This is a genomic window from Alcaligenes nematophilus (assembly GCF_026344155.1).
Classification (GTDB): domain Bacteria; phylum Pseudomonadota; class Gammaproteobacteria; order Burkholderiales; family Burkholderiaceae_B; genus Alcaligenes; species Alcaligenes phenolicus.
Window position 1 is genome coordinate 229,155 of the sequence record NZ_JAPKMZ010000003.1, and the last position, 19,946, is coordinate 249,100.

General features: G+C 56.5%; 19 protein-coding genes. 6 read left to right on the top strand and 13 right to left on the bottom strand.

The genetic code is table 11. The features are described 5' to 3' along the window. The first annotated feature begins 14 nt into the window (after positions 1-14). The 4 genes from OSH04_RS09765 to OSH04_RS09780 all read left to right on the top strand — a co-directional run bounded on the left by OSH04_RS09765 (position 15) and on the right by OSH04_RS09780 (position 3,477). A complete protein-coding gene (locus OSH04_RS09765) occupies positions 15-1,076 on the top strand; it encodes a carbon-nitrogen hydrolase family protein (RefSeq protein ID WP_052159294.1) in 1,062 nt (353 codons plus the stop codon). 245 nt (positions 1,077-1,321) lie between these two features. Beyond that, positions 1,322-2,224, top strand: a complete 903-nt coding sequence (locus tag OSH04_RS09770) for a LysR family transcriptional regulator (RefSeq protein ID WP_226348281.1) — start codon at positions 1,322-1,324, stop codon at positions 2,222-2,224. Between the two features lie 140 nt (positions 2,225-2,364). Then, positions 2,365-2,913: a superoxide dismutase family protein gene (gene sodC / locus OSH04_RS09775; RefSeq protein ID WP_009463437.1), complete on the top strand. Its 549-nt coding sequence runs from the start codon at positions 2,365-2,367 to the stop codon at positions 2,911-2,913. A gap of 36 nt (positions 2,914-2,949) precedes the next feature. After that, positions 2,950-3,477 (top strand): pyridoxamine 5'-phosphate oxidase family protein, encoded by a 528-nt coding sequence (locus OSH04_RS09780; RefSeq protein ID WP_035270198.1) that lies wholly within the window; start codon positions 2,950-2,952, stop codon positions 3,475-3,477. A gap of 87 nt (positions 3,478-3,564) precedes the next feature. On the opposite strand, the gene OSH04_RS09785 is transcribed toward OSH04_RS09780, so the two are convergent. The 7 genes from OSH04_RS09785 to OSH04_RS09815 all read right to left on the bottom strand — a co-directional run bounded on the left by OSH04_RS09785 (position 3,565) and on the right by OSH04_RS09815 (position 10,967). Further along, complete coding sequence (locus OSH04_RS09785; protein WP_266108360.1) at positions 3,565-4,605, bottom strand: AbrB family transcriptional regulator; 1,041 nt, start codon at positions 4,603-4,605, stop codon at positions 3,565-3,567. A gap of 79 nt (positions 4,606-4,684) precedes the next feature. After that, on the bottom strand, positions 4,685-6,208 hold the full coding sequence (locus OSH04_RS09790) for a tripartite tricarboxylate transporter permease (RefSeq protein ID WP_009463441.1): 1,524 nt from the start codon (positions 6,206-6,208) through the stop codon (positions 4,685-4,687). Further along, complete coding sequence (locus OSH04_RS09795; RefSeq protein WP_035270589.1) at positions 6,205-6,642, bottom strand: tripartite tricarboxylate transporter TctB family protein; 438 nt, start codon at positions 6,640-6,642, stop codon at positions 6,205-6,207. Before OSH04_RS09795 ends, OSH04_RS09790 begins: the two co-directional genes overlap by 4 nt. Before the next feature lie 94 nt (positions 6,643-6,736). Continuing rightward, a complete protein-coding gene (locus OSH04_RS09800) occupies positions 6,737-7,729 on the bottom strand; it encodes a Bug family tripartite tricarboxylate transporter substrate binding protein (protein WP_035270195.1) in 993 nt (330 codons plus the stop codon). Positions 7,730-7,853: 124 nt separating this feature from the next. Then, entirely contained in the window at positions 7,854-9,260 is a 1,407-nt protein-coding gene (locus tag OSH04_RS09805) for a sensor histidine kinase (RefSeq protein ID WP_035270193.1), read from the bottom strand. Between the two features lie 24 nt (positions 9,261-9,284). After that, complete coding sequence (locus tag OSH04_RS09810) at positions 9,285-9,968, bottom strand: response regulator (protein WP_035270192.1); 684 nt, start codon at positions 9,966-9,968, stop codon at positions 9,285-9,287. Between the two features lie 66 nt (positions 9,969-10,034). Beyond that, positions 10,035-10,967 (bottom strand): LysR family transcriptional regulator, encoded by a 933-nt coding sequence (locus OSH04_RS09815; RefSeq protein ID WP_009463447.1) that lies wholly within the window; start codon positions 10,965-10,967, stop codon positions 10,035-10,037. A gap of 103 nt (positions 10,968-11,070) precedes the next feature. Between OSH04_RS09815 and OSH04_RS09820 the strand changes: the two genes are divergently transcribed. Both OSH04_RS09820 and OSH04_RS09825 read left to right on the top strand, forming a co-directional pair. After that, a complete protein-coding gene (locus OSH04_RS09820; RefSeq protein ID WP_035270190.1) occupies positions 11,071-12,393 on the top strand; it encodes an MFS transporter in 1,323 nt (440 codons plus the stop codon). Positions 12,394-12,413: 20 nt separating this feature from the next. After that, complete coding sequence (locus tag OSH04_RS09825; RefSeq protein WP_266108362.1) at positions 12,414-13,364, top strand: carbon-nitrogen hydrolase family protein; 951 nt, start codon at positions 12,414-12,416, stop codon at positions 13,362-13,364. A 139-nt stretch (positions 13,365-13,503) separates the two neighbouring features. On the opposite strand, the gene OSH04_RS09830 is transcribed toward OSH04_RS09825, so the two are convergent. From OSH04_RS09830 to OSH04_RS09855, 6 genes are all read right to left on the bottom strand, one after another. Beyond that, the gene (locus tag OSH04_RS09830; RefSeq protein ID WP_035270189.1) at positions 13,504-13,923 is read right to left on the bottom strand and encodes a helix-turn-helix domain-containing protein; all 420 of its coding nucleotides are present in this window, start codon (positions 13,921-13,923) and stop codon (positions 13,504-13,506) included. Positions 13,924-14,644: 721 nt separating this feature from the next. Next, entirely contained in the window at positions 14,645-16,753 is a 2,109-nt protein-coding gene (locus OSH04_RS09835) for a TonB-dependent receptor family protein (protein ID WP_266108363.1), read from the bottom strand. A gap of 23 nt (positions 16,754-16,776) precedes the next feature. Then, complete coding sequence (locus tag OSH04_RS09840; RefSeq protein ID WP_035270184.1) at positions 16,777-17,220, bottom strand: CopD family copper resistance protein; 444 nt, start codon at positions 17,218-17,220, stop codon at positions 16,777-16,779. Then, positions 17,217-17,918 (bottom strand): ABC transporter ATP-binding protein, encoded by a 702-nt coding sequence (locus OSH04_RS09845; RefSeq protein WP_266108364.1) that lies wholly within the window; start codon positions 17,916-17,918, stop codon positions 17,217-17,219. Before OSH04_RS09845 ends, OSH04_RS09840 begins: the two co-directional genes overlap by 4 nt. After that, entirely contained in the window at positions 17,911-18,690 is a 780-nt protein-coding gene (locus OSH04_RS09850) for an ABC transporter permease (RefSeq protein WP_266108365.1), read from the bottom strand. Before OSH04_RS09850 ends, OSH04_RS09845 begins: the two co-directional genes overlap by 8 nt. Further along, on the bottom strand, positions 18,687-19,799 hold the full coding sequence (locus OSH04_RS09855) for an ABC transporter substrate-binding protein (RefSeq protein WP_266108366.1): 1,113 nt from the start codon (positions 19,797-19,799) through the stop codon (positions 18,687-18,689). Before OSH04_RS09855 ends, OSH04_RS09850 begins: the two co-directional genes overlap by 4 nt. Positions 19,800-19,946 lie beyond the last annotated feature (147 nt).

Here is a 19,946-nt window from a genome sequence, read left to right on the forward strand (position 1 = left end):
GAGAGAAACACACCATGTCACTTCCAATCACTCAAGTTGCCGCGGCACATATTGCCTCTGTTTACATGGACGCGGCCGCCTCGGTACGCAAGGCCATAGCCATTATTGACGAGGCCGCCCGCCACGGTGCCGAGCTGATCACCTTTCCCGAAGCCTTCATCCCCGGTTTTCCAGTCTGGGCCGCGCTGTGGGCGCCCATTTACAACCACGACTGGTTCAAGAAAATGGCAGCCAACAGCATCCATATTGATGGCCCGGAAATCGCCCAGATTCGTGCCGCTGCCAAGCGCAATGGCATCTTTGTATCCCTGGGTTTTAGCGAAAGCACCGAGGCCAGCGTAGGCTGCATCTGGAATTCCAATGTGATCATTGGCGATGATGGTTCCATCCTGAATCACCACCGTAAACTGGTGCCCACCTTCTACGAAAAAATGGTCTGGGCTCCGGGCGATGGCCATGGTCTGCGCGTGTGCCAAACCCGCATTGGCCGCATCGGTGCCCTGATCTGCGGGGAGAACACCAACCCGCTGGCCCGCTACTCACTGGCGGCCCAGGGCGAGCAGATTCACATCTCCGCCTGGCCGGCTATCTGGCCGACTCGCATGCCCAAATCAGGCCAGAACTTTGACAATGTGGCAGCCAACAAAATACGAGCAGGCGGCCACTCTTTTGAGTCCAAAGTCTTCGGCATTCTGAATGCCGGTTTCATGGACCAGGCCATGCTTGATGCCCTGACCGAAGGCGGGGATGCCCAGGCGCGCGAAGTGCTGGAAAACACCCCGCGCGCGGCAACCCAGTTCCTGGACCCCACCGGCGCATCCGTAGGCGACTTTCTGCAAAATGAAGAAGGGATTGCCTATGCCACTTTCGATTTGAACGCCTGCGTGGAACCCAAGCAGTTCCACGACATTGTGGGCTACTACAACCGCTTCGATGTGTTTGATCTGTCCATTGATCGTCGACGCATCACGCCCGCTACTTTCCGAGGACCAAACAGCGCAAGCGGTAAACAATCACGTAGCAGTGAGCCCGTGCAGGACGGTCAGGTAGCCAGTTCGGAAACGATGGAGGAATAAGGCCATCGTCTGACCCACCCTGCTAGCAGTACCTGCCATGTACTTCCGTTGCCTCGGGGGTACATGGCAGCCTCTATTTCTCTTTCCAAACAAGGCCGTCCGCAACACAAGGTACATTGCAAATTTGCAACTCCCTGAAAGCTTGATCTATACCGTGATAGCTCGCAGTAGACTTTAAAATACGCACGGGTTTCGTCCATTATTTGATACCCGCCTTGCAAATATTCTTGTCCAGGGTTGTAGCCATGTCTCCTATTGATCCCAATTGGCATGATCTGAAAATTTTCCTGGAAGTGGCGCGCTGCGGCACCCTGGGCGCGGCCGCCAGACGTTTGAAGGTAGACCCGTCCACCCTGAGCCGCCATATCAGCCGATTGGAAGAAACGATTAACGCGCCCATCTTCGAGCGCAGTAACCAGGGTCTGCATCTGACCGCAGGCGGGCAAGGCTTGCTGGAGTATGTGGAGTCCATGGAAGCCAGTGCCGTGGCTCTGGCAGAACAATTGGGGGATCGCCCTAAAGAGCCCTCCGGCACAGTGCGGGTCGGCTCCATGGAAGGCATTGCCTCCTTATATCTGGCGGCAGAGTTTCAGGGCTTTTCATCGCTACACCCCAAAATCGCCATTGAGCTAGTCACGACGACCCAGCAAATGCACGTCAACCGGCGCGAAGCGGATGTATTCCTGAGCTTTTTTCCCATGGCAGGCAAGTCCATTGATGTGGTGCCCCTGGGCTCCTTTCCGCTACATCTGTACGCGTCTCCCGAGTACCTGACCCGTCACGGTCATCCCTGTGATCTGGACGACCTGCTGGATCACCACTTTGCCTCTTATGTGGACGACCTGATCCAGCTGGATACCGTGCGCTGGCTTAATGAAATCATCTCCCGGCCCAAGCTGGCTTTTCAGTCCTCCAGCATGATTGCCCAGATGTTTGCCGCCGCAGCCGGTGCAGGTATCGTCATGCTGCCCTCTTTTGCCAAACCGGAAAGACTGGGCATGATCAAGCTGCTGGATGAACAAGTTACCGTACGTCGCACCATCTGGATGACAGTGCATCGGGACTTGCAATACTTGCCCCGCATCAAGGCAGTAACTCGTTTTCTGGAAAAGACGATAGGCCGGGACTACCCTTGTCGGACCGACTAAACCTTTCTTGGTCCACCGCTTTCAGGCACTTTTTCAGGCCGACTTTACTGACAAAGAGAAACGTCTCTTAACTGCATGGCGCGGCTGCAATGCTAGGCTGATCTAACCTTCTGTTTTATTTCAGCAAAGGAATCAGCCTTATGCGTTTTTCTTCCTTCAAAGCGCGATGCGCAATGGTCTTGGCCACCGCAGGCGCCACCCTTGCTTTATCCGCCCCCTCGCTGGCCGACGTCATCATCCCCATGAATATGGCTACCGAAAGCGGTGCTGGCGAACAGATCGGCCAGGTTAGCGTCCGTCAGACAGAGCATGGTTTGGTTTTCACGCCAGACCTGAAAAACCTGAAACCCGGTGTACATGGCTTCCATGTGCATGAGAATGCCAGCTGCGCCCCCAGCGAAAAAGACGGCAAGGTAACGCCTGCCGGAGCAGCGGGCGGCCACCTGGATCCTGCAAAAACCGGCAAGCACGGCTTCCCATGGGGCAACGGCCACTTGGGCGACCTGCCCGCCCTGTATGTACAGGCTGACGGTACCGCCAGCACACCCGTTCTGGCCCCACGCCTGAAGTCCTTGGATCAGATCAAGGGCCGCTCCCTGATGATTCACGAAGGCGGTGACAACCACTCCGACCACCCCGCGCCCCTGGGCGGCGGTGGCGGACGCTTTGCTTGCGGGGTGATTAAGTAAGCAGTGTTAACTCTTCAACCTTCTCAAGGAGATGCCATGAACGAAACAATTGAATCTTCCTTTGAACATCTGCAAGAGATTATCAAGGACATCCGCTTTGCGATGTTCGTCACCCATGCGGCCAATGGCGAACTCCATGCCTGGCCCATGACAACCCAGAAGGCAAAAATGGGGTCGACCCAAGAGGACTATGAGCATGACAAGCTATGGTTCTTCATGTCGCGCAGCAGTGACCCGGTCAGTAATCTGAGCGCCAATCCGCATGTGAACGTCAGCTATGCCGACCCTAAAAGCGACACCTATGTGTCGGTGTCCGGTATGGCCCGCGTGGTCGACTCCATGAACCAGAAAGAACGCTTCTGGAACACCATGACTGAAGCCTGGTTTGCCGAGGGTATTACCGACCCCGATCTGGCGCTAGTGTGCGTGCATATTGATAGTGCGGAGTACTGGAGCGTGCGCGAAGGCAAGCTGGCACAAGCCGGAAAAATGCTGAAAGCCACCCTGATGGGCGAGCGCCTGACCGAGATCGGCGAGCATGGCAAAGTCACGCCTGGCCGCTAACCCTCTGTCGCAAGCCACCCTTTCTTGATGTAAAAAAAAGCCCGGTCAGACACCGGGCTTTTTTCATCAGGCTGATACGAACAGCCCTCAACTCAGTTTTAAGTAGCGGGCAAGACGGGTATATAAAGGTCCGGTCAACACCAACACGCAAACCATGCGCGCCACCTGAAAGGAGGTCACCATCGGCGCTCCTAATTGCAGCACTTTGGCGGTAATCGCCATCTCTGCAATGCCGCCTGGGCTGACGCCAAGCACCAATGTGGGATAGGCAATATCGGACAGCTTATACAAGCCATAGGCAAAGGCAAACGCCAAGCACAGATTGATCAGGTTACTGATGGCAGCGACCCCCAGATACCTGGGAGCACGACGGAAAAAGTCCGGCCCGAACTTGTCGCCCAGAGCCCAGCCAATGCACAGCTGCCCCAAGTTGGAAATTTGTATCGGCAGGCCCGACAAAATAATGTCGTTATACGTAAGAATGGCCACCACCAACAAAGGGCCTAGCACCCAAGGGTTGGGCAAACGCAGGATTTGAAAGAGGAAGCCGGCCACACTGCTTAACAGCACCAGCAGAGCCAGGCCAGGAAGGCTCAAAAAATCAGGCCGTACAACAGCTCCCGCCTGCTCCCCTGAAAAGCCCAAAGCCTCGAACGCGAAGGGAATAATCACTACGACCATCAGCACCCGCAAACCATGTGCAGAGGCGACCAGATCCGGACGTGCGCCATAACGCTCCGCCAGCCCCGTCATCTCGCTGGCTCCCCCTACTGCACTGGCAAACCAGGCAGTACGCAGATCCGTACCGGCATAACGGGTCAGCATGAATGTGCCTATGCAGCACAAGACCAGCGCAAACACCATGCCCATCACGATAAACAGAGCATTACTGCCAATCAGATGCACCATGGCCGGAGTGAAATACAGCCCCAGGGATGTCCCAATAACCCATTGACCTGCGTTGCGCGCCAGCGGCATGCAGGCCCCCGGACTGCCCGCCATTTTGGTAGCTGCCGTCAAGATCAGGGCACCCAACATCCAGGGCAAAGGCATACTTAGCCAACTGGCCACCAGGGCACCAAGCAGGGCCACCCCAAAACCCAGGGCAATTCGAAACCAGATAGCCATAACAAAAACAACAAGGCCAGGCCGCAGCCTGGCACTTTCTCCCGATAAAAGCCCCACCGAAGCGGTGGGGTCCCCCTATTTATGTCTCGTCGTGCAGTTGCTTGCGCCCTGCAATACGACGCAGCACGATCGGACCTACACTAACCAAAACGGCCGCGATCCACAAGGCAATTGAAACTTTGCTCTCGAACAGAATACCGATTTCACCGTTCGTGATGGACAGCGCGCGACGCAGATTCTGCTCCATCATATTGCCCAGAACCACTCCCAGCACCATCGGTGCCATGGGCACGTTCATCTTGCGCAGGAAGTAGCCCAGAACGCCGATACCAACGACCAGCAGCAGATCAAAGCTCGTGCCATTGATGGCATAGACCCCGATATAGCTGATCGCCAAAATACCAGGCACCAACAGGCGCGGAGGAATAGCCAGCATGGAGGCAAAGACCCGCACCATGGGCACGTTCATCAAGAACAGCATGACGTTGGCGACCATCAAGGAGGCGATCAAGCCCCACACAATCTGTGGCTGAGACTCAAACAGCACCGGCCCCGGCGTGATGTTGTACAGCGTCAGGGCACCCATCATGACCGCCGTTGTTCCAGAGCCTGGCACGCCCAGTGTCAGCATGGGAATAAAGGAGCCGGTTGCAGCACTGTTATTGGCCGCCTCTGGCGCAGCCAGGCCACGCATATCGCCCTGGCCAAACATGGCATTGGGATCTTTGCCTTCGATATATTTTTTCTCATTGGCGTAGGCCACCGCAGAGGCCACACTGGCCCCGGCACCGGGCAGGATACCGATGAAAAAACCCATCACACCACCTCGCACGGTGCTCCACCAGGTCATGCCCAGCTCTTTCAGGTTAAAGAGCTTGCGCTTGCTTTTAGGTACTTCGATCGACACGCCACCCAACAGGTTTTCCAGCATCTGCAACATCTCTGCCACAGCAAACAAACCAATCACGACAACAACAAAATCAATGCCGTCTGCCAGGTTCGGAATATCAAAGCTGTACCGATATACCCCCGAGTTGGCGTCCACTCCCACCGTAGAAATGAACAGGCCCAGCATAGCGGCCAGGATACCTTTGACTGGCTCATCCCCCAACAAACTGGTCAGCGCACAAAAGGCAAACACCATCAGCACAAAATACTCGGCCGGGCCAAAGGCAACCGCCCAGCCCGCCAGCATGGGAGCCAGCAGCACAATACCGCAGATGGCAATGGTGGACCCGATGAACGAGGAAAAAGCCGACAAGGACAAGGCCACACTGGCCAAACCTTTGCGCGCCAGCGGATAACCGTCCAGCGTCGTCATAACCGCTGCCGCTTCACCGGGCACATTGATCAGAATGGAGGTAATACGACCACCATACTCCGCACCCACATACACAGCGGCCAGCAGGATCAGAGCAGACTCCGGGGGCAGCTTCATGGCAAAGGCAATCGGCACCAGCATGGCTACACCATTAATCGGCCCCAGCCCAGGCAACACGCCCACAATGGTGCCGATAAAAGCGCCAATCGCGGCGACCAGCAGATTCTGGGCAGAAAAAGCAACGCCAAAGCCTACGCTCAAATAATCAAGAATCGAGCTCATAACCACTCTCCCAGGATGCCGTAGGGCAGAACCACATCCAGGCCCAAATCAAATAGCAGAAACAGCCCCACTCCCATCGCCAGCCCGCCAATCAGGGCCTGCTTCCAGCTACCGCCAAACAGACGGCCTACCAAGGTAGCCATCAGCGTGGTGGCAATGATGAAACCCAGCCACTGAAACAGCCAGGCATAAGCCGCCAGGTAGGCCACCATCATCAAGATGCGGCCATTGGCTCCACTGGGGTTGGCAGGCACAGTCCCACCACCTTTGATAATCAGGCGCAGCCCGCATAAAGCAATGATCAAGGCCAGCAATAAAGGGAAGGCCTTGGGGCCAACAGGCTCATAGGAAAAAGGCGGCTCTAGGTCGTAGCCAAAAGCGGTGATCAAGGCAGCGAGCACCAGCGCGCCCACGCCTAGTACGCGATCATTCAGCGTCATGATTGGAATCTCCGGATTCACCCGCCATGGACGACGGGGCAGACAGGCGGCACTCCCGGCGCAAACCGGCCGGGAGTACCGTAAAAACTTACTTCTTGATCAGGCCAAACGAGTCAGCCAATTCTCGATACTGAAGTACTTGTTGTTTTACGTAAGCATCCAGTTCCTGGCCGCTCATATTGAAGGGGAACAGGCCCTGCTGGGTTTGCATGCGAGCAAACTCGGGCGTTTTCATCAGCTGCTCGAACGCCTGAACCCACCACTGATATTGCTCGTCAGAGACTTTGGGGCCCACATAAAAGCCGCGAATAATAGGCCACTCAATATCAAAGCCCTGCTCTTTGGCCGTGGGAATCTCGGCCAGCGCACCGTCCAGTCGCTTGTCGTTAAAGACAGCCAGAACACGAATAGGCGCTCCACCCTCCAGCATGGTGTGAGCTTCGGCTGCATCACCCATATAGGCCTGAATATGACCACCGCGCAGGGCCGTCATCGCCTCGCCACCGCCCTCAAAGGCAACAAAGCGCATTTTGCGGAAATCCACATCTGCGGCACGGGCCGTCAACGCAGCCTTCATCCAGTCCTGCCCACCCACGGAACCACCCGCTCCCAAAACAATCTTGGTCGGGTCGGCCTTGAAGGCCTCCATCAGGGATTTCAGGTCCTGATAAGGCGAGTCCGCACGCACAATGGCCACGCCATAATCACTGCCAATCGACGCCAGCCAGCGCACGTCCTCTACCGAGTATTTGCCAAACTTGCCCTGTGCCAGATTCAGCAGGGAGCCACCCGAGAAAGCAGCAATCGCATTGCCGTCGCCCGGACGCTGCGCCACGATATGGTTATAGGCCACCGCCCCTACACCGCCGGGCATATAGACGGTGCGCATGGGATTTTCCAGCAGCTTGGTTTCCAGAAAACCGTTCACGGCTACACGACAGGTCAGGTCAAACCCGCCGCCTGGCTGTGCTGGAGCAATACACTCAGGCTTGGAGGGTTGCTGGGCCTGTACGCCACTCAGGCTGCTCAAGCCCAGAATACTGCTGGCCAGTAGCACCCGTAGTTTCATGTGGATAGTCATTGATTCGCCTCCAGGAGGATCTTAGTCGTTGTAATGGGTGCGACCTTACCGGAGCGAAGCTTTCGCCTACCTTTCAATTTCGCCAAAAAACACGATTTTCAAGGGTATACCCTGAACAATCCAATCAGTGTTCAAGCGAATCAAACTCCAAACGCACGATCAAACCACGCTGCTGCGGGCCTGTCCGCAAGCTCATGCGGGCGCCATGAATCTGTGCAATAGCCTGTACGATCGCCAGCCCCAAACCGGAGCCCTGCAAGGCCTTCCCCGCCTCGCCACGCCTGAAACGATGGCCCGCCTTGGCCATATCATCAGCACTCATACCCGGACCATCGTCTTCAACCTGAATGCTGCACACCGGCCCTTCCTTGCGCACCGTTACCGTAATGCATGCAGCACGTGGGCAGTACTTGATGGCATTGCTGACCATATTGCTTAAAGCCTGTTGCAAGAGCCAAGCCTCCCCGGCTACCCGAACAGGGGTGGAGGGCGCGTCCAGGCCCAGGTCCTGACGCTTGGACCTCGCCAGGCTCCAGAGCTCATCCACCACCAGCCCGGCTTGCTGGCACAAGTCGACTGTGCCCAAGGCCGCGCGGGTGCGTAGCTGGTCAGCAGCATCGCGAACCCTGGACAAGGCCACCATTTGATGCGTCATCTGAGCCGTGTTGTTCAAGCGTAATTGAATTGCCTCCAGCACCTCCTTCATTTCATCGGTCTTGGCCAGAGACAGGGCAAAATCCACCTGGGTCAGCAAAACAGCCAAGGGGGTTTTCAACTGGTGCGAGGCATCGTCCAGAAACTGCTGTTGCTCGCGTGATTTGCGTGCATAACGATCCATATGCAAATTGATGGTCTGTACCAAAGGCCGGACCTCTCGCGGCAGGCTGGCCTCGCTGATCGGTTCCAGATTATCGGGGGAACGATGCCGTACCTCGGCGCTCAACTTGCGCAAAGGGCGTAGCGCCAGCAAGGTGCCAACCAGAATCAGAATAATGAAAAGGCTGAGCACCGCCACGTCCTGAATCAGATTCTGGATAATGACTTTGCGTATGAAAGCATGGCGCTCGCTCAGGTTTTCACCTGCCTGAATCAGGATTCGGCTGTCTTGATAAGTCTGCAAGCGTCCATCCGACTCCAGCGCCACCGCCGCGATGCGCAAGGGCTCTCCCAGATATTCAGCGTCATAGAAAACGGGCTGATTACTGAGCAGACGCCGCACTGGCAGCGGCATACCGGTAAAGCCAATTTCCGATAAACCATCTTCAGTAGCCACCCTGAAATACACCTGACTGCTGATGGTGTACTCCATGAACTCCATCATGTAGTAAGACTGCTCCATCGCCAGCCCGCCACTAATGGTCAAGACATTGGACGACATGGACTTCAAGGCACCGGCCAAAGCCCGGTCAAACGCGGCGTTGACCTGATCCTTCAGAGTCATGCTGGAAACAAACAGGGACACGCCCGAGGTCAGCAAGGCCGCAGGAATCAGCATGAACAACAAAGTACGACGCAGACTGCTTAAGGCCATATTTGCCCCCAATAAGGCAACACGCTAAGGCTCATCATCGCCCACAGGCTCCAGGCAATAACCTACGCCGCGCAAAGTGACGATATGGACATCCGAGGACTGCAGTTTCTTGCGCAAGCGATGCACCAATACCTCGATAGCTTCGATATTGATTTCATCTTCATCCTTGTCATTGAGCCGATCCAGGATGAACTGCTTGTTCACAGGTTCTCCGCTACGCTGCACCAGAATACGCAGTACCTCGGCCTCACGCGGTGACACGGACAGAAGCGCCGAATCCAGCGTAAAGCGCTGTGTGGACAAGTCATAGACCAGGCTGCCACACGCCATACGCGGTTTGTCCTTGCCCCGGCTACGACGAATCAGGGCATTGACGCGCGCCACCAGCTCTTCAATACGAAAAGGTTTGGGCAAAAAATCATCCGCCCCACACTCCAGGGCTTCCACTCGCTCCTGCAAGGAGTCGCGAGCCGTCAAAATCAACACGGGAGTCCGGTTATCCTCCGAACGCAGACGTGCCAGCAAGGCACGTCCGTCCATGCCCGGCAAGCCCAGGTCCAGGACGAGCGCATCAAATTCCTCGATCTGCAAACGATGGTAGGCCACCATCCCGTCGTTGGACCACTCGACTGCAAACCCTTTCTTTTGCATGCTGCGTGTCAGCCACAGGGCCAAATCAGGCTCGTCTTCAATCAATAAAATTCGCATGGCGGATAGTAGAAAAGAAAACAGAACAGGGGCAATAGTACGCCGCCGGATCGTATCAGCAGCACATCACTGGCTGACAGACTCGGTCAGCTCCAGCACAAAACGCCGCAACCAGCGGCTTTCTTCATCATGTTCCTTGTTGATGTCCCAAATCATGGACACCACAAAAGATGGCACTCGCAACGGCACCGGCGAGACGGCTAATCGACTATTGCATTCCACAAAGGAGCGGGCGGCGTAATCGGGCATGGTCAGCACCAAAGGGCTGCCAATAATGGCGTTGATTGCCCCGGAAAAATGCGTGAACGAGGCCTTGACCTTGCGCTGCAGTCGCTCGGCATCAAAGAGTTCATCAACAAAGCCGCGCAAGCCGTCAAAGGACACCCGCCCATGATGAGCATGCAGATACTCCTGCTTGCTGATGGGGGTTGAAAACGCAATGGACTGCTTATCGTAAATGCAGATATAGGAAGCGGAAAACAGCACTTGCGACTTGTGCATGGTGCTCAGAAATTTGGGGCTGGAGCAAATCGCCAGATCCGCCCCATGCTCCACCATGCTTTGCGGCCACAAATAGCTATTGGTTTGGTAGAAGGAAAAACTGATCGTCCAGCCCTGCTCGTCAGCCATGCGAATCATGCGTTTGGCCAGCATATTTTCCAGATCGTCGGACAAAGCGATGCGAAAAACCCGGCTGGAGCGAGCTGGGTCGAACTCCTGCTCGGATGTAACCAGCGCCGAGATGCTTTTCAGGGCCTCGGATATCTGCGGGGCAATCTCCAAGGCCCGATGCGTAGGCGTCATTCCGTGCGAACCACGGGTAAACAGCTCGTCATTGAATACCACCCGCAACTTGCGCAAGGACGCGCTGACCGCGCCCTGGGTCAGAAATAGGGCATTGGCGGCCTTGGTCACGCTGCGCTCGTTCATCAAGCACTGGAACACCAGCAGCAGGTTCAGATCCATCCGCCTGATATTAGCGATATTAATGGAAGCCATTTTTCTAATTAGTTTGAATAATTATTTGGCTTGATTAGACTAAAAATCAGCCACAACCACAATAAGGGTCGGGTATTCACCTGCCCTGCTCGAGGAGATCTTTATGGGCACTGCTACCGTCGCCCCTGCACATGCCAAATCGGCCCCCCCAGGCCAGCCGGGCTTAAGTAAAAAACAAGTTGTTGCCGTTGGTATTGGCAACTTTATGGAATGGTTTGACTTCGCGATTTATGGCTACTTTGCAGCCATTATCGGCAGCATCTACTTTCCATCCGACGCCGCTGGCGTTTCCCTGTTGTCGTCCCTGGCCGTGTTTGCCGTGGGCTTTGTTTCGCGCCCCTTTGGCGCCCTGATTCTGGGCCCGATTGGCGACCGCTTTGGCCGCAAGACCGTGCTGATGATTACCGTCTTTGGCATGGGCGTGTTCACCACTCTGATTGGCCTGCTGCCTGGCTATGACACCATCGGCATTACGGCTCCTATCTTGCTGGTTGTGCTGCGCTTCCTGCAAGGCATGATGGTGGGTGGCGAGTGGTCCGCTGCCGGTATTTTCCTGGTGGAAAGCGCCCCCTCCAACCGTCGTGCCACCGCCGCCAGCGTGGTGACCTTCACCGCCGGCATCGCCTTCCTGTTGGGTACCGCCACCGCTGCCGCCATCAACGCCACGCTGACCGAAGCCCAGGTCTACAGCTGGGGCTGGCGTGTGCCCTTCGTGCTGTCGATTGTGATGACTTTCATTGCGGTCTTTATCCGTCGCAAACTGAACGACACCCCCGTCTACCACGAGCTGCAGGAGAAGAAAGCCAACAACACGCTGGAGCGCGTCTCGTCCAAGGACAAGTTCAACGCCTTTGTTCTGTCCTTTGCGTTCTCCGCCCTGTTCCTGGTGTCGCTGTACTACTTCATCACCTACGCCAATAACCACCTGGTTTCCATCCTGGGCATGAGCAAGACCTCGGCCCTGTGGCTGTGCAGTGCCTCGCTGGTGGTGTATTGCATCTTGCACCCACTGGTTGGCCGTTTCTCGGACCACTACGGTCGCCGCAAACTGGCCTTGTTTGCCGCTGCGGGTCTGACCATCATGGCCTACCCGATTTTCATCATGATGAACTCCGGCAAACCCGCGCTGATTCTGCTGGGCCTGATCATCATGGCTTTCCTGGTGGCCATCTCTGCCGTCATGAACGTGGTGCTGCTGGTGGAAGTGTTCCCCGCCTCGATTCGCTCGACCGGCGCCGCACTGGGCCACAACGTCTCGTCGGCACTGCTGGCTGGCCCTGGCCCCTTCATTGCTGCCGCCCTGATCCAGTACACAGGTAACCCCAACGTACCGGCCTGGTACCTGGCTGCCGTATCCCTGGTGTGCTTCCTGATCCTGTATACCCGCCTGCCTGAAACCAAAAACGTGGACTTGTCCGCAGGCTGACCTTCAAAGGAGACCTAGTTATGAGCAAAGTTGCTGTTATACAAGCGGCATCCATTCCGTTTGACTCTGCCAGCAGTGTAGAAAAAGCCGCCGCCATCTTGCAGCGTGTGGCTGCCAATGGCGCCACCCTGGCTGTCTTTCCCGAAGCCTTTCTGGGCGGGTATCCCAAAGGCATCAGCTTTGGCAGCGTCATCGGCAACCGCCGTCCTGAAGGCCGTGCCCTGTACCAGATGTATGTGGAAGGCGCTGTCACCCTGGGGGGCCCTGAACTGGAAGCACTGGCCGATGCCGTTACCCAAACCGGTGTCTACACCGTGATGGGCGTAATCGAAAGAATGGGCCGCACCCTGTACTGCACCGCTCTGACACTGGCTCCGGGCAAAGGCGTGGTGGGCATCCACCGCAAGCTGATGCCTACCGGTCAGGAACGTCTGGTCTGGGGCTTTGGCGATGGCTCCACCATGGGCACTGTCGATACTCCCATGGGTCGTATCGGCAACGTGATCTGCTGGGAGAACTACATGCCCACCCTGCGTCAGACCATGTATGCCCAAGGCACCGAACTGTACTGCGCCCCCACGGCAGACGACCGCCCCACCTGGGCCTCGTCCATGATTCACATCGCCGTTGAAGGCCGTGTATTTGTGCTGTCCGCCTGCCAGGCCATCCGCCTGAACAATTACCCCGAGTCCTTCCAGAAAGAATTTGCCCTGCCCGGCGAATTTGCTCCGGACAGCTACGTGATGCACGGCGGCAGCATGATCGTCAGCCCCACCGGCGAAGTGCTGGCCGGCCCAGTGTTTGACGAAGAAACCGAGCTGTACGCTGAACTGGATATGGACCTGCTCAAACAGGCCAATCTGGACTTTGACGTCTACGGCCACTACTCGCGCCCCGACATCTTCTCCCTGCATGTAGACACCCGAGCCAAGCAGGTAGTGAAACTGCAAACCGAAGACTCGGCCGAGTAAAACCAGCCAAATCCTGCACCAAAAAACCGGCCCCATCGCGCGATAAACGTGATGGGGCCGGAACTGCTTTTGAGCCTGGCACAAGCTGCTGCCTGCACCTGCCCTTTCCTGTCGTAGCTTTCTTTTTAATCCCTTGGCACTAGCTCAAAGCCAAAGGTTCCAGCACGGGCTGATACGGAGACATCTGCAACTGCGTCTCGTCCAGGCCCATTCCCTGCGCCAACAGAGCCAACATCGTCAGGCTCAATGGAACAAGACCTTTCTCAATCACGTTGTATTCCGCCACACTGATTCCCAAACGACTGGCCAAACGCTCGCGCTTGATCTCCAGATACTCGCGCCAGGCACGAATCAGGGTCCAGCGATGCGTTCGCATATCCTTGAGCACCACATACGGGATACCCTTGTCCGAACGCACGAAACGCGGTGCGGCCATCAACTTGCGCACGCACTCATCATTCATGGCATCTCGTGTCAACAGATGGGCATACAGCACGGCCTGCTCGGGCAAAGTGCGAGGATCAATATCTTCAGTGGTCAACAAGTATGTATTCATCATGGCTGACAAACCTAAGGATGTAAGAGAACGGTGAACCCTGAACTTACCGACCCATTCCACCCCGGTCTGTCAGATAATTCTGAAAGTGCACCCTGACCGCCCTATCGGCTGATCCTGATCAAGACACACATCCAAACAGACCAAAAAAAAGCCCCTGAACACGTCAGAGGCACTCTCCCACAGCACTACACAACAACAACAACAACAACAACAACAACAACAACAACAACAACAACAACAACAACAACAACAACAACAACAACAACAACAACAACAACAACAACAATTCAGATACAAGCGGGCCTTAATCCACCCAGACGCAGCGTCATAAACCCGTGGCCGATTCAAGGGACCGTGCAATGAAAGCCCAAGTCACGCCCCTGTAGTCGGAAAGCCTTAAGGCAAGAATTCCCTGTGAGCCCCTCTGGCCTGCGCCGGGGCCTTGGGGCGATTCAGAGTGCTTGCCGCAGGCGAGAGATCAGGCGGGGGTTCAAGCACCCAGCTGTTTGAACCCGACGCTTGTACTTGGTCCGGGGGACCAAGTACCGGGTGAGTTCTGGGTGCGCCCTGCCTGATCTCTTGACAAGGGGACCGGTGCGCAGCACCGGCAAGTGCTCAAGCCCCAAGGCCCCGGCGCAGGCCAGAGGGGCGTCTCCACTGAGACAACTCCTGCCTAATCGTTAACTAATCATCAAGCCAAAAACCGAGGCATCAAAAACAATCAGAAGTTATATTTCACCCCACCAAAGAAACTCCTGCCATTGCCCGCCAGATAAGTAGGCATCGCCTCCGAAGCCGAACGTCGAATCACATAACTGCTGGCATACGTCTTGTCAAAAATGTTATCTGCCATCAGATAAGCACTCCAATGCTTGTCATGCTGATAAGCGACCTTGAAACCCCAAATGGCATAAGCATTTTGATGCGTGCCTTCCACATTCTGATGGTTGGTCGGCGTATCCGAAGCCAGCCAGCGCACGTTCGGCCCAAACCGCCAGCCACCACGTCGATACATCAGTTCTGCACCCAGCAAATGCTTGGGCACCCCGGCAATACGATTGCCTTCATACTCGCCCCCTCGGAAGCGGAAATCACTGTAGGTATAGGACAGACGATAGTCCCAGCGCCCTGCAGCCGGAGCAGGCAAGGAACCGCTCAAACCAGCCTCCACGCCCTGGTGCCGCGTCCGATCAGCATAGTTAAATGTCACCGATGAAGCCCCGGTTGCATCACTGACAGCCATCAGCTCATCTTTCACATTGCTGCGATACACAGCCAGGGACCAGTCCACCGCCGACTCGCCACTGCCCCAACGCCCGGCACCACCCAACTCAAAAGTCGTCGCCTTTTGCACATTCAATTCCGTCAGCCCTGTCACTGCCGAGCGCACATTCATGGGCTGCGGTACTTCCGCACTGATGATCTCCCAATACGTAGGCGCCTCATGACTGCGGCTGACATTGGCAAACACCCGCAAATCCTCGGACGGCTGCCACACCACGCCCAGTTTCGGGCTGGCGTAGGACCATTTCTGGTTCAGGGTATCGCCCCCCAAACGATTGCGCGCATCACGAATCGCCTGGCTGTACTTCACATCCCCCACCACGGTCCACTGGGGTGCAACATTCCAGCTCAAGCCCAGAAGTGCATTGCGGTTTTCAGCACGCAGGCGATAGTCCCCAAAGAACAAGGCACGGCTGCCATTGGCCGGGTTCACCGCATACAGCTCGCGATCCATATCACTGCGCGCCCAATCCAAAGCCACACGGTAATCCAACGCACCTTCGCGGCCAGCAATTTGCCACTGCGCCCCATAGGTGTGGCCCTTGGTGGGCGAAGACACCTGCGGATTCGTAAAGGTATCGTCCACCGTCTGCCAATACAGCCCCACGGTCTGATTGAAATCTTCAGTGCCCCAGTAGCTACGGTTAGCCAGACGGAATTGAGTAGCCTTGCGATTCGGGTCACGTTTATAGACGTTAGCTGCCATATCCTGCGGCGTGCCATAGTCCCCCATCACACTGCGCGGATCGCTGTAGAGACGTTCGCGTGGGACCACATTGGGAATATCAAACTTCAAATCCACATAGGACAGGTAGGTGCGATTCTCGAACTGCCCGCGCTTGAAACCGATATTGCCCTGCACATTCGTGCGCTCGGAATCCGAGTGATGACGGTAGCCATCAGCCTTGTCATGGCTGACTGCCAAGCGCCCATCAAACTCGTTCGTCTGAAAACCCTTGGCGGCATACAAACCCAGACGCCCGAAACTGCCGCCCTCCACGCTGATGGCGTCACCCTGCGTACCGTTCATGGAGCGAAAATCCAATTCTCCACCTAAAGTGGTCGCACTGGCCGACAAGGCATTCGCACCACGCCGCACGCTGATCAAGGAGCTGTTGCGCGGTTCCAGAAAGCCAATCACAAACGAGCCGTCCGCCTCGTTCAAAGGCAGACCATCTTGCAACAGCAAGACACCTCGATTAACCGGATTACTTTGAATCCCCGAACCGCGAATATTGAGCCGAGGCTGATCAATCCCGCCAAAGAAATCCTGCACTACCAAACCGGGCTGATAGTCCAGGGCATCGCGCAAAGTCACCAGACGCAGCTCTTCCTGCGGCTGAATCAAATTGGTACCGCCGGGCACGGCATCCAGACGGGCCTTTTCTTGTCGCAGGTCGGCCTGCAGCACGCTTTGCCCGACAGGCGCCTTGACGACAATGGGAGACAAGGTGGAGGTAGACGGGTCGGCCCAGGCGGCGCCCGACCACAGCCCTCCCAGCGCCAGGCTGACTGTCAGCCGACGCAATACAGGAACGTGTGACATCGTATTCTCGATAGAAAGTGAAATTACCAGTGCAGATAAAACATGGTCTTGGCCAGGATCACGATCCCGACCATGTGACAGAACACGCTTAGATGAATGCGCTTGAAATGGATGGACTTCATGCGCCCGGTGCGCCGCAAAGTCATGGCCGTCAGAAAATGACCAAAAACGCTAAGCGCCAACAGAATCTTGATGGTCAAAAACAGGCCCAAAGTGTTATCGAAAGGATGGGCAAGCGCAGCGCGGTGATGCCAGGCCAAACCTATCCCGGCGCTGTAAAGAACCAGCAGAACCCAGGGCATGATGCGGCGTGCGCGGTCACCAATGGCAATCTCCAAGGTGCGCATGGCCTCTCGCGGAACGTGCTTGCGTATGCCTTCCAGCATCAGGACTTCAAAGAACACCGTGCCGATGAAAAACAGAGCGGCAAACAGATGGAACAGCAGGATCACAGGATAGGCAGTCATGGCGTCAAAACCTCCTGAGACAAAAGTTGGGCATACAAGGAATCGGCCAGACGCTCGCGGGCAGCGGTATCCGCCAGGGCCACCGGTTCAAACAACTGGCCTTGCCCCTTTTTCAGCAGCAGGCAGGAATCAGCGACCCGCATCAATTCACGGGGTTGATGACTGACGTACAGCAGCGCTGCTCCGGTTTCTTCCAGGCAGCGCAGGCAGACTTGAGCCAGGCTATGGCGCAGCGCCGGGTCCAGAGCACTGAAGGGTTCATCCAGCAGCAAAAGGTCCGGTTGCAAGGCAAAGGCGCGGGCCAGTGCCACCCGCTGTGCCATGCCACCGGATAGTTCACCGGGCCAGGACTGGGCAATATCGGCCAGCTCCACCTGTCCCAGCCAGTACATGGCACGTTCTTTAGCTTGCGTAGCGGACAAACCTTGCGCACGCAGCGGAATCTGCACGTTGTCCAGCACGCTGCGCCAAGGCAGCAAACGGGGCTGCTGAAACACCAACACGGGGTGACGAAACTCGTTCCAGACCTGACCGGAATCAGGCTTGATCAGGCCTGCAACCAAACGCAGCAAGGTACTTTTCCCTTCGCCACTAGGCCCCAGAACACCCAGGCGCTGCCCGGCCTGCAAGGTGAAACTTAAATCCTGCAAAACCGGCTTTTGCCCGAACAGGACCTGGACATGGCTTAGCTCAAGCATGGCTATCCTCCCGCCACTGTCCCAGACGACGCTGCAAGGGTTGCAGCAGAACAAATTCAATCGCGGCGACCAAGCCCAGAATCAGCACAACCCAGGCGTACAGCTCGGCGCTGTCAAAGGTGCTACGTGCGTTGGCCAAGGCATAGCCTGCGCCACTTTCTGCACCCAGCACTTCGGCCATCACCACCAGACGAACCCCACCGCAGCAAGCAATCAGCAAAGCGGCAGTCAAAGGAGCCGTCAGAGAAGGCAGATACAGGTGACGCAGACGACGCCACCAGCCAAAGCGATACACGTGGCTCATCTCGATCAGATCGCGGTCCACCTGCAACATTCCTTTGACGGTGTTCACGTACATGCCCGGCACCATCATCAGCACCGTCATGAAAATCACCATGCCCGAACCCAGGCCAAACCAGAGCATGGCCAGCACAACGACCACCACAGGCGGAATCGCCATCAACAACCAACGTAAAGGTTCCAGCAAGCCACGCAGCCGCGGGCTGTGTGCCGCCAAAATGCCTAGCGTGAAACCAATGGAACACCCCACGCTGACGCCAATGGCCACGCGCAGCAGACTGGCTCCGGCGTCATTCAGAAAGTGCCCGGACATCATCAAACGCGGAATCGCGCGGGCAGTTTCCATGGGCGAAGCCATCAACAAGGGCCCCAGAAACATGGCGCTGATCTGCCAGCACAGCAGAATCAGCAGCACACCCGCTACGCCCCATGCACGAGAGCTACGTGCCGATAAATTCGACTTGCTTTTCATGGTCCATAAAACCCGGCAGCAGGCAGGCCACCACCCAAGGCTTGGGGATGCTGATCCGCCAGCAATTGGTACAGCGCCTCCAGTTGAGGGCGGATTTCATTGGCTGGACGACTATCCAGACGAGTCTTTTCAATCGCGGTTTGAATTGCCGGAACCGGGAACTGAGGCAAATAGCCATGAACCATTTGGGCGCACTCTTGCGGCTGCTGGCTGCACCAGCGGGCCGACTCGGCATAAGCCCGTTCCACGGCCTGATTCAGCTCGGTATCGTGGGCCACAGTGACGTTAGCCATGACGCCGGCTTGAGGCAGCGCCTGTTGCAAAGGAAAAGCCTGCGCCCAGGCTTGCTCCAGACTTTGACCGCGATGCAGCTCCACCTTCTTCTGCTCCGCCTGCCACAAGAGCAAGGAAGCAGTGGGTTCAACTAGCAAGGCTTGATCGCCCTGGCCGGTCAGCATCAAGGCAATGGCGTCCTGAGCATCGCGCGTACGACGCAAGCGTACAGTTTCCTTACCCCCTTGGGCTTGCTTGACCAGCAAGGTATCCAGCAAGACAGCAGGCAGATCGCGCTGAAATGGCACCAGCAGTTCCTTACCGGCCAGATCGCTAAAGCTCTTGACGGCGGGATCACGGCTGACCAGCCACAAAATGCCCCAGACCGAAATATTCAGCTGTTTGACGGCCTGCCCCTTGTTGAACATCAAGGCAGACAAATTGCTGGGTGCAGCGCTGTAATCCACTTCCTTTTTAGCCAGCAGAACACGCAACTGATCCGGGTTCTGCCACAGACGAAACTCCAGCTTGTCCGTGTATTGGCTCAAGGCCTGGGTCTGCGCCATATGCATCAAGGGATAGGACACCACCGCGCCTGGGCCGGCCAGAGTCAGAGACTCGTAACGGGGAGCGGCCTGGGCACCTGCTACCAGCGAGGCCAGGAGCAAGCCAGGCAAAACACGGCTCAAGACCTTGCGAACGAACATCCCACGGCCATCTCTTTTGGAGTTACCCAGCGTCGTAGAGGCAAACCGAGCACGAACCCGCTCCTTAACCCCACCAAAAACGTGAACCTGTGCCCCGTTTTTTAGATCAAGCTCATCCAGACGGGGCATGGCAGCACGCTTACCTGATAAGCCAGCATCAATTGCCTTGGGGGTAGCCTGATTTAAGGGAAGTCCACGCGCATGGCTGGCTATAGCCTGCTGCCCTCTGTCTGAACGGACACTTTTTCCCTGAGATGCAGCCCAGCGGCAGAACCC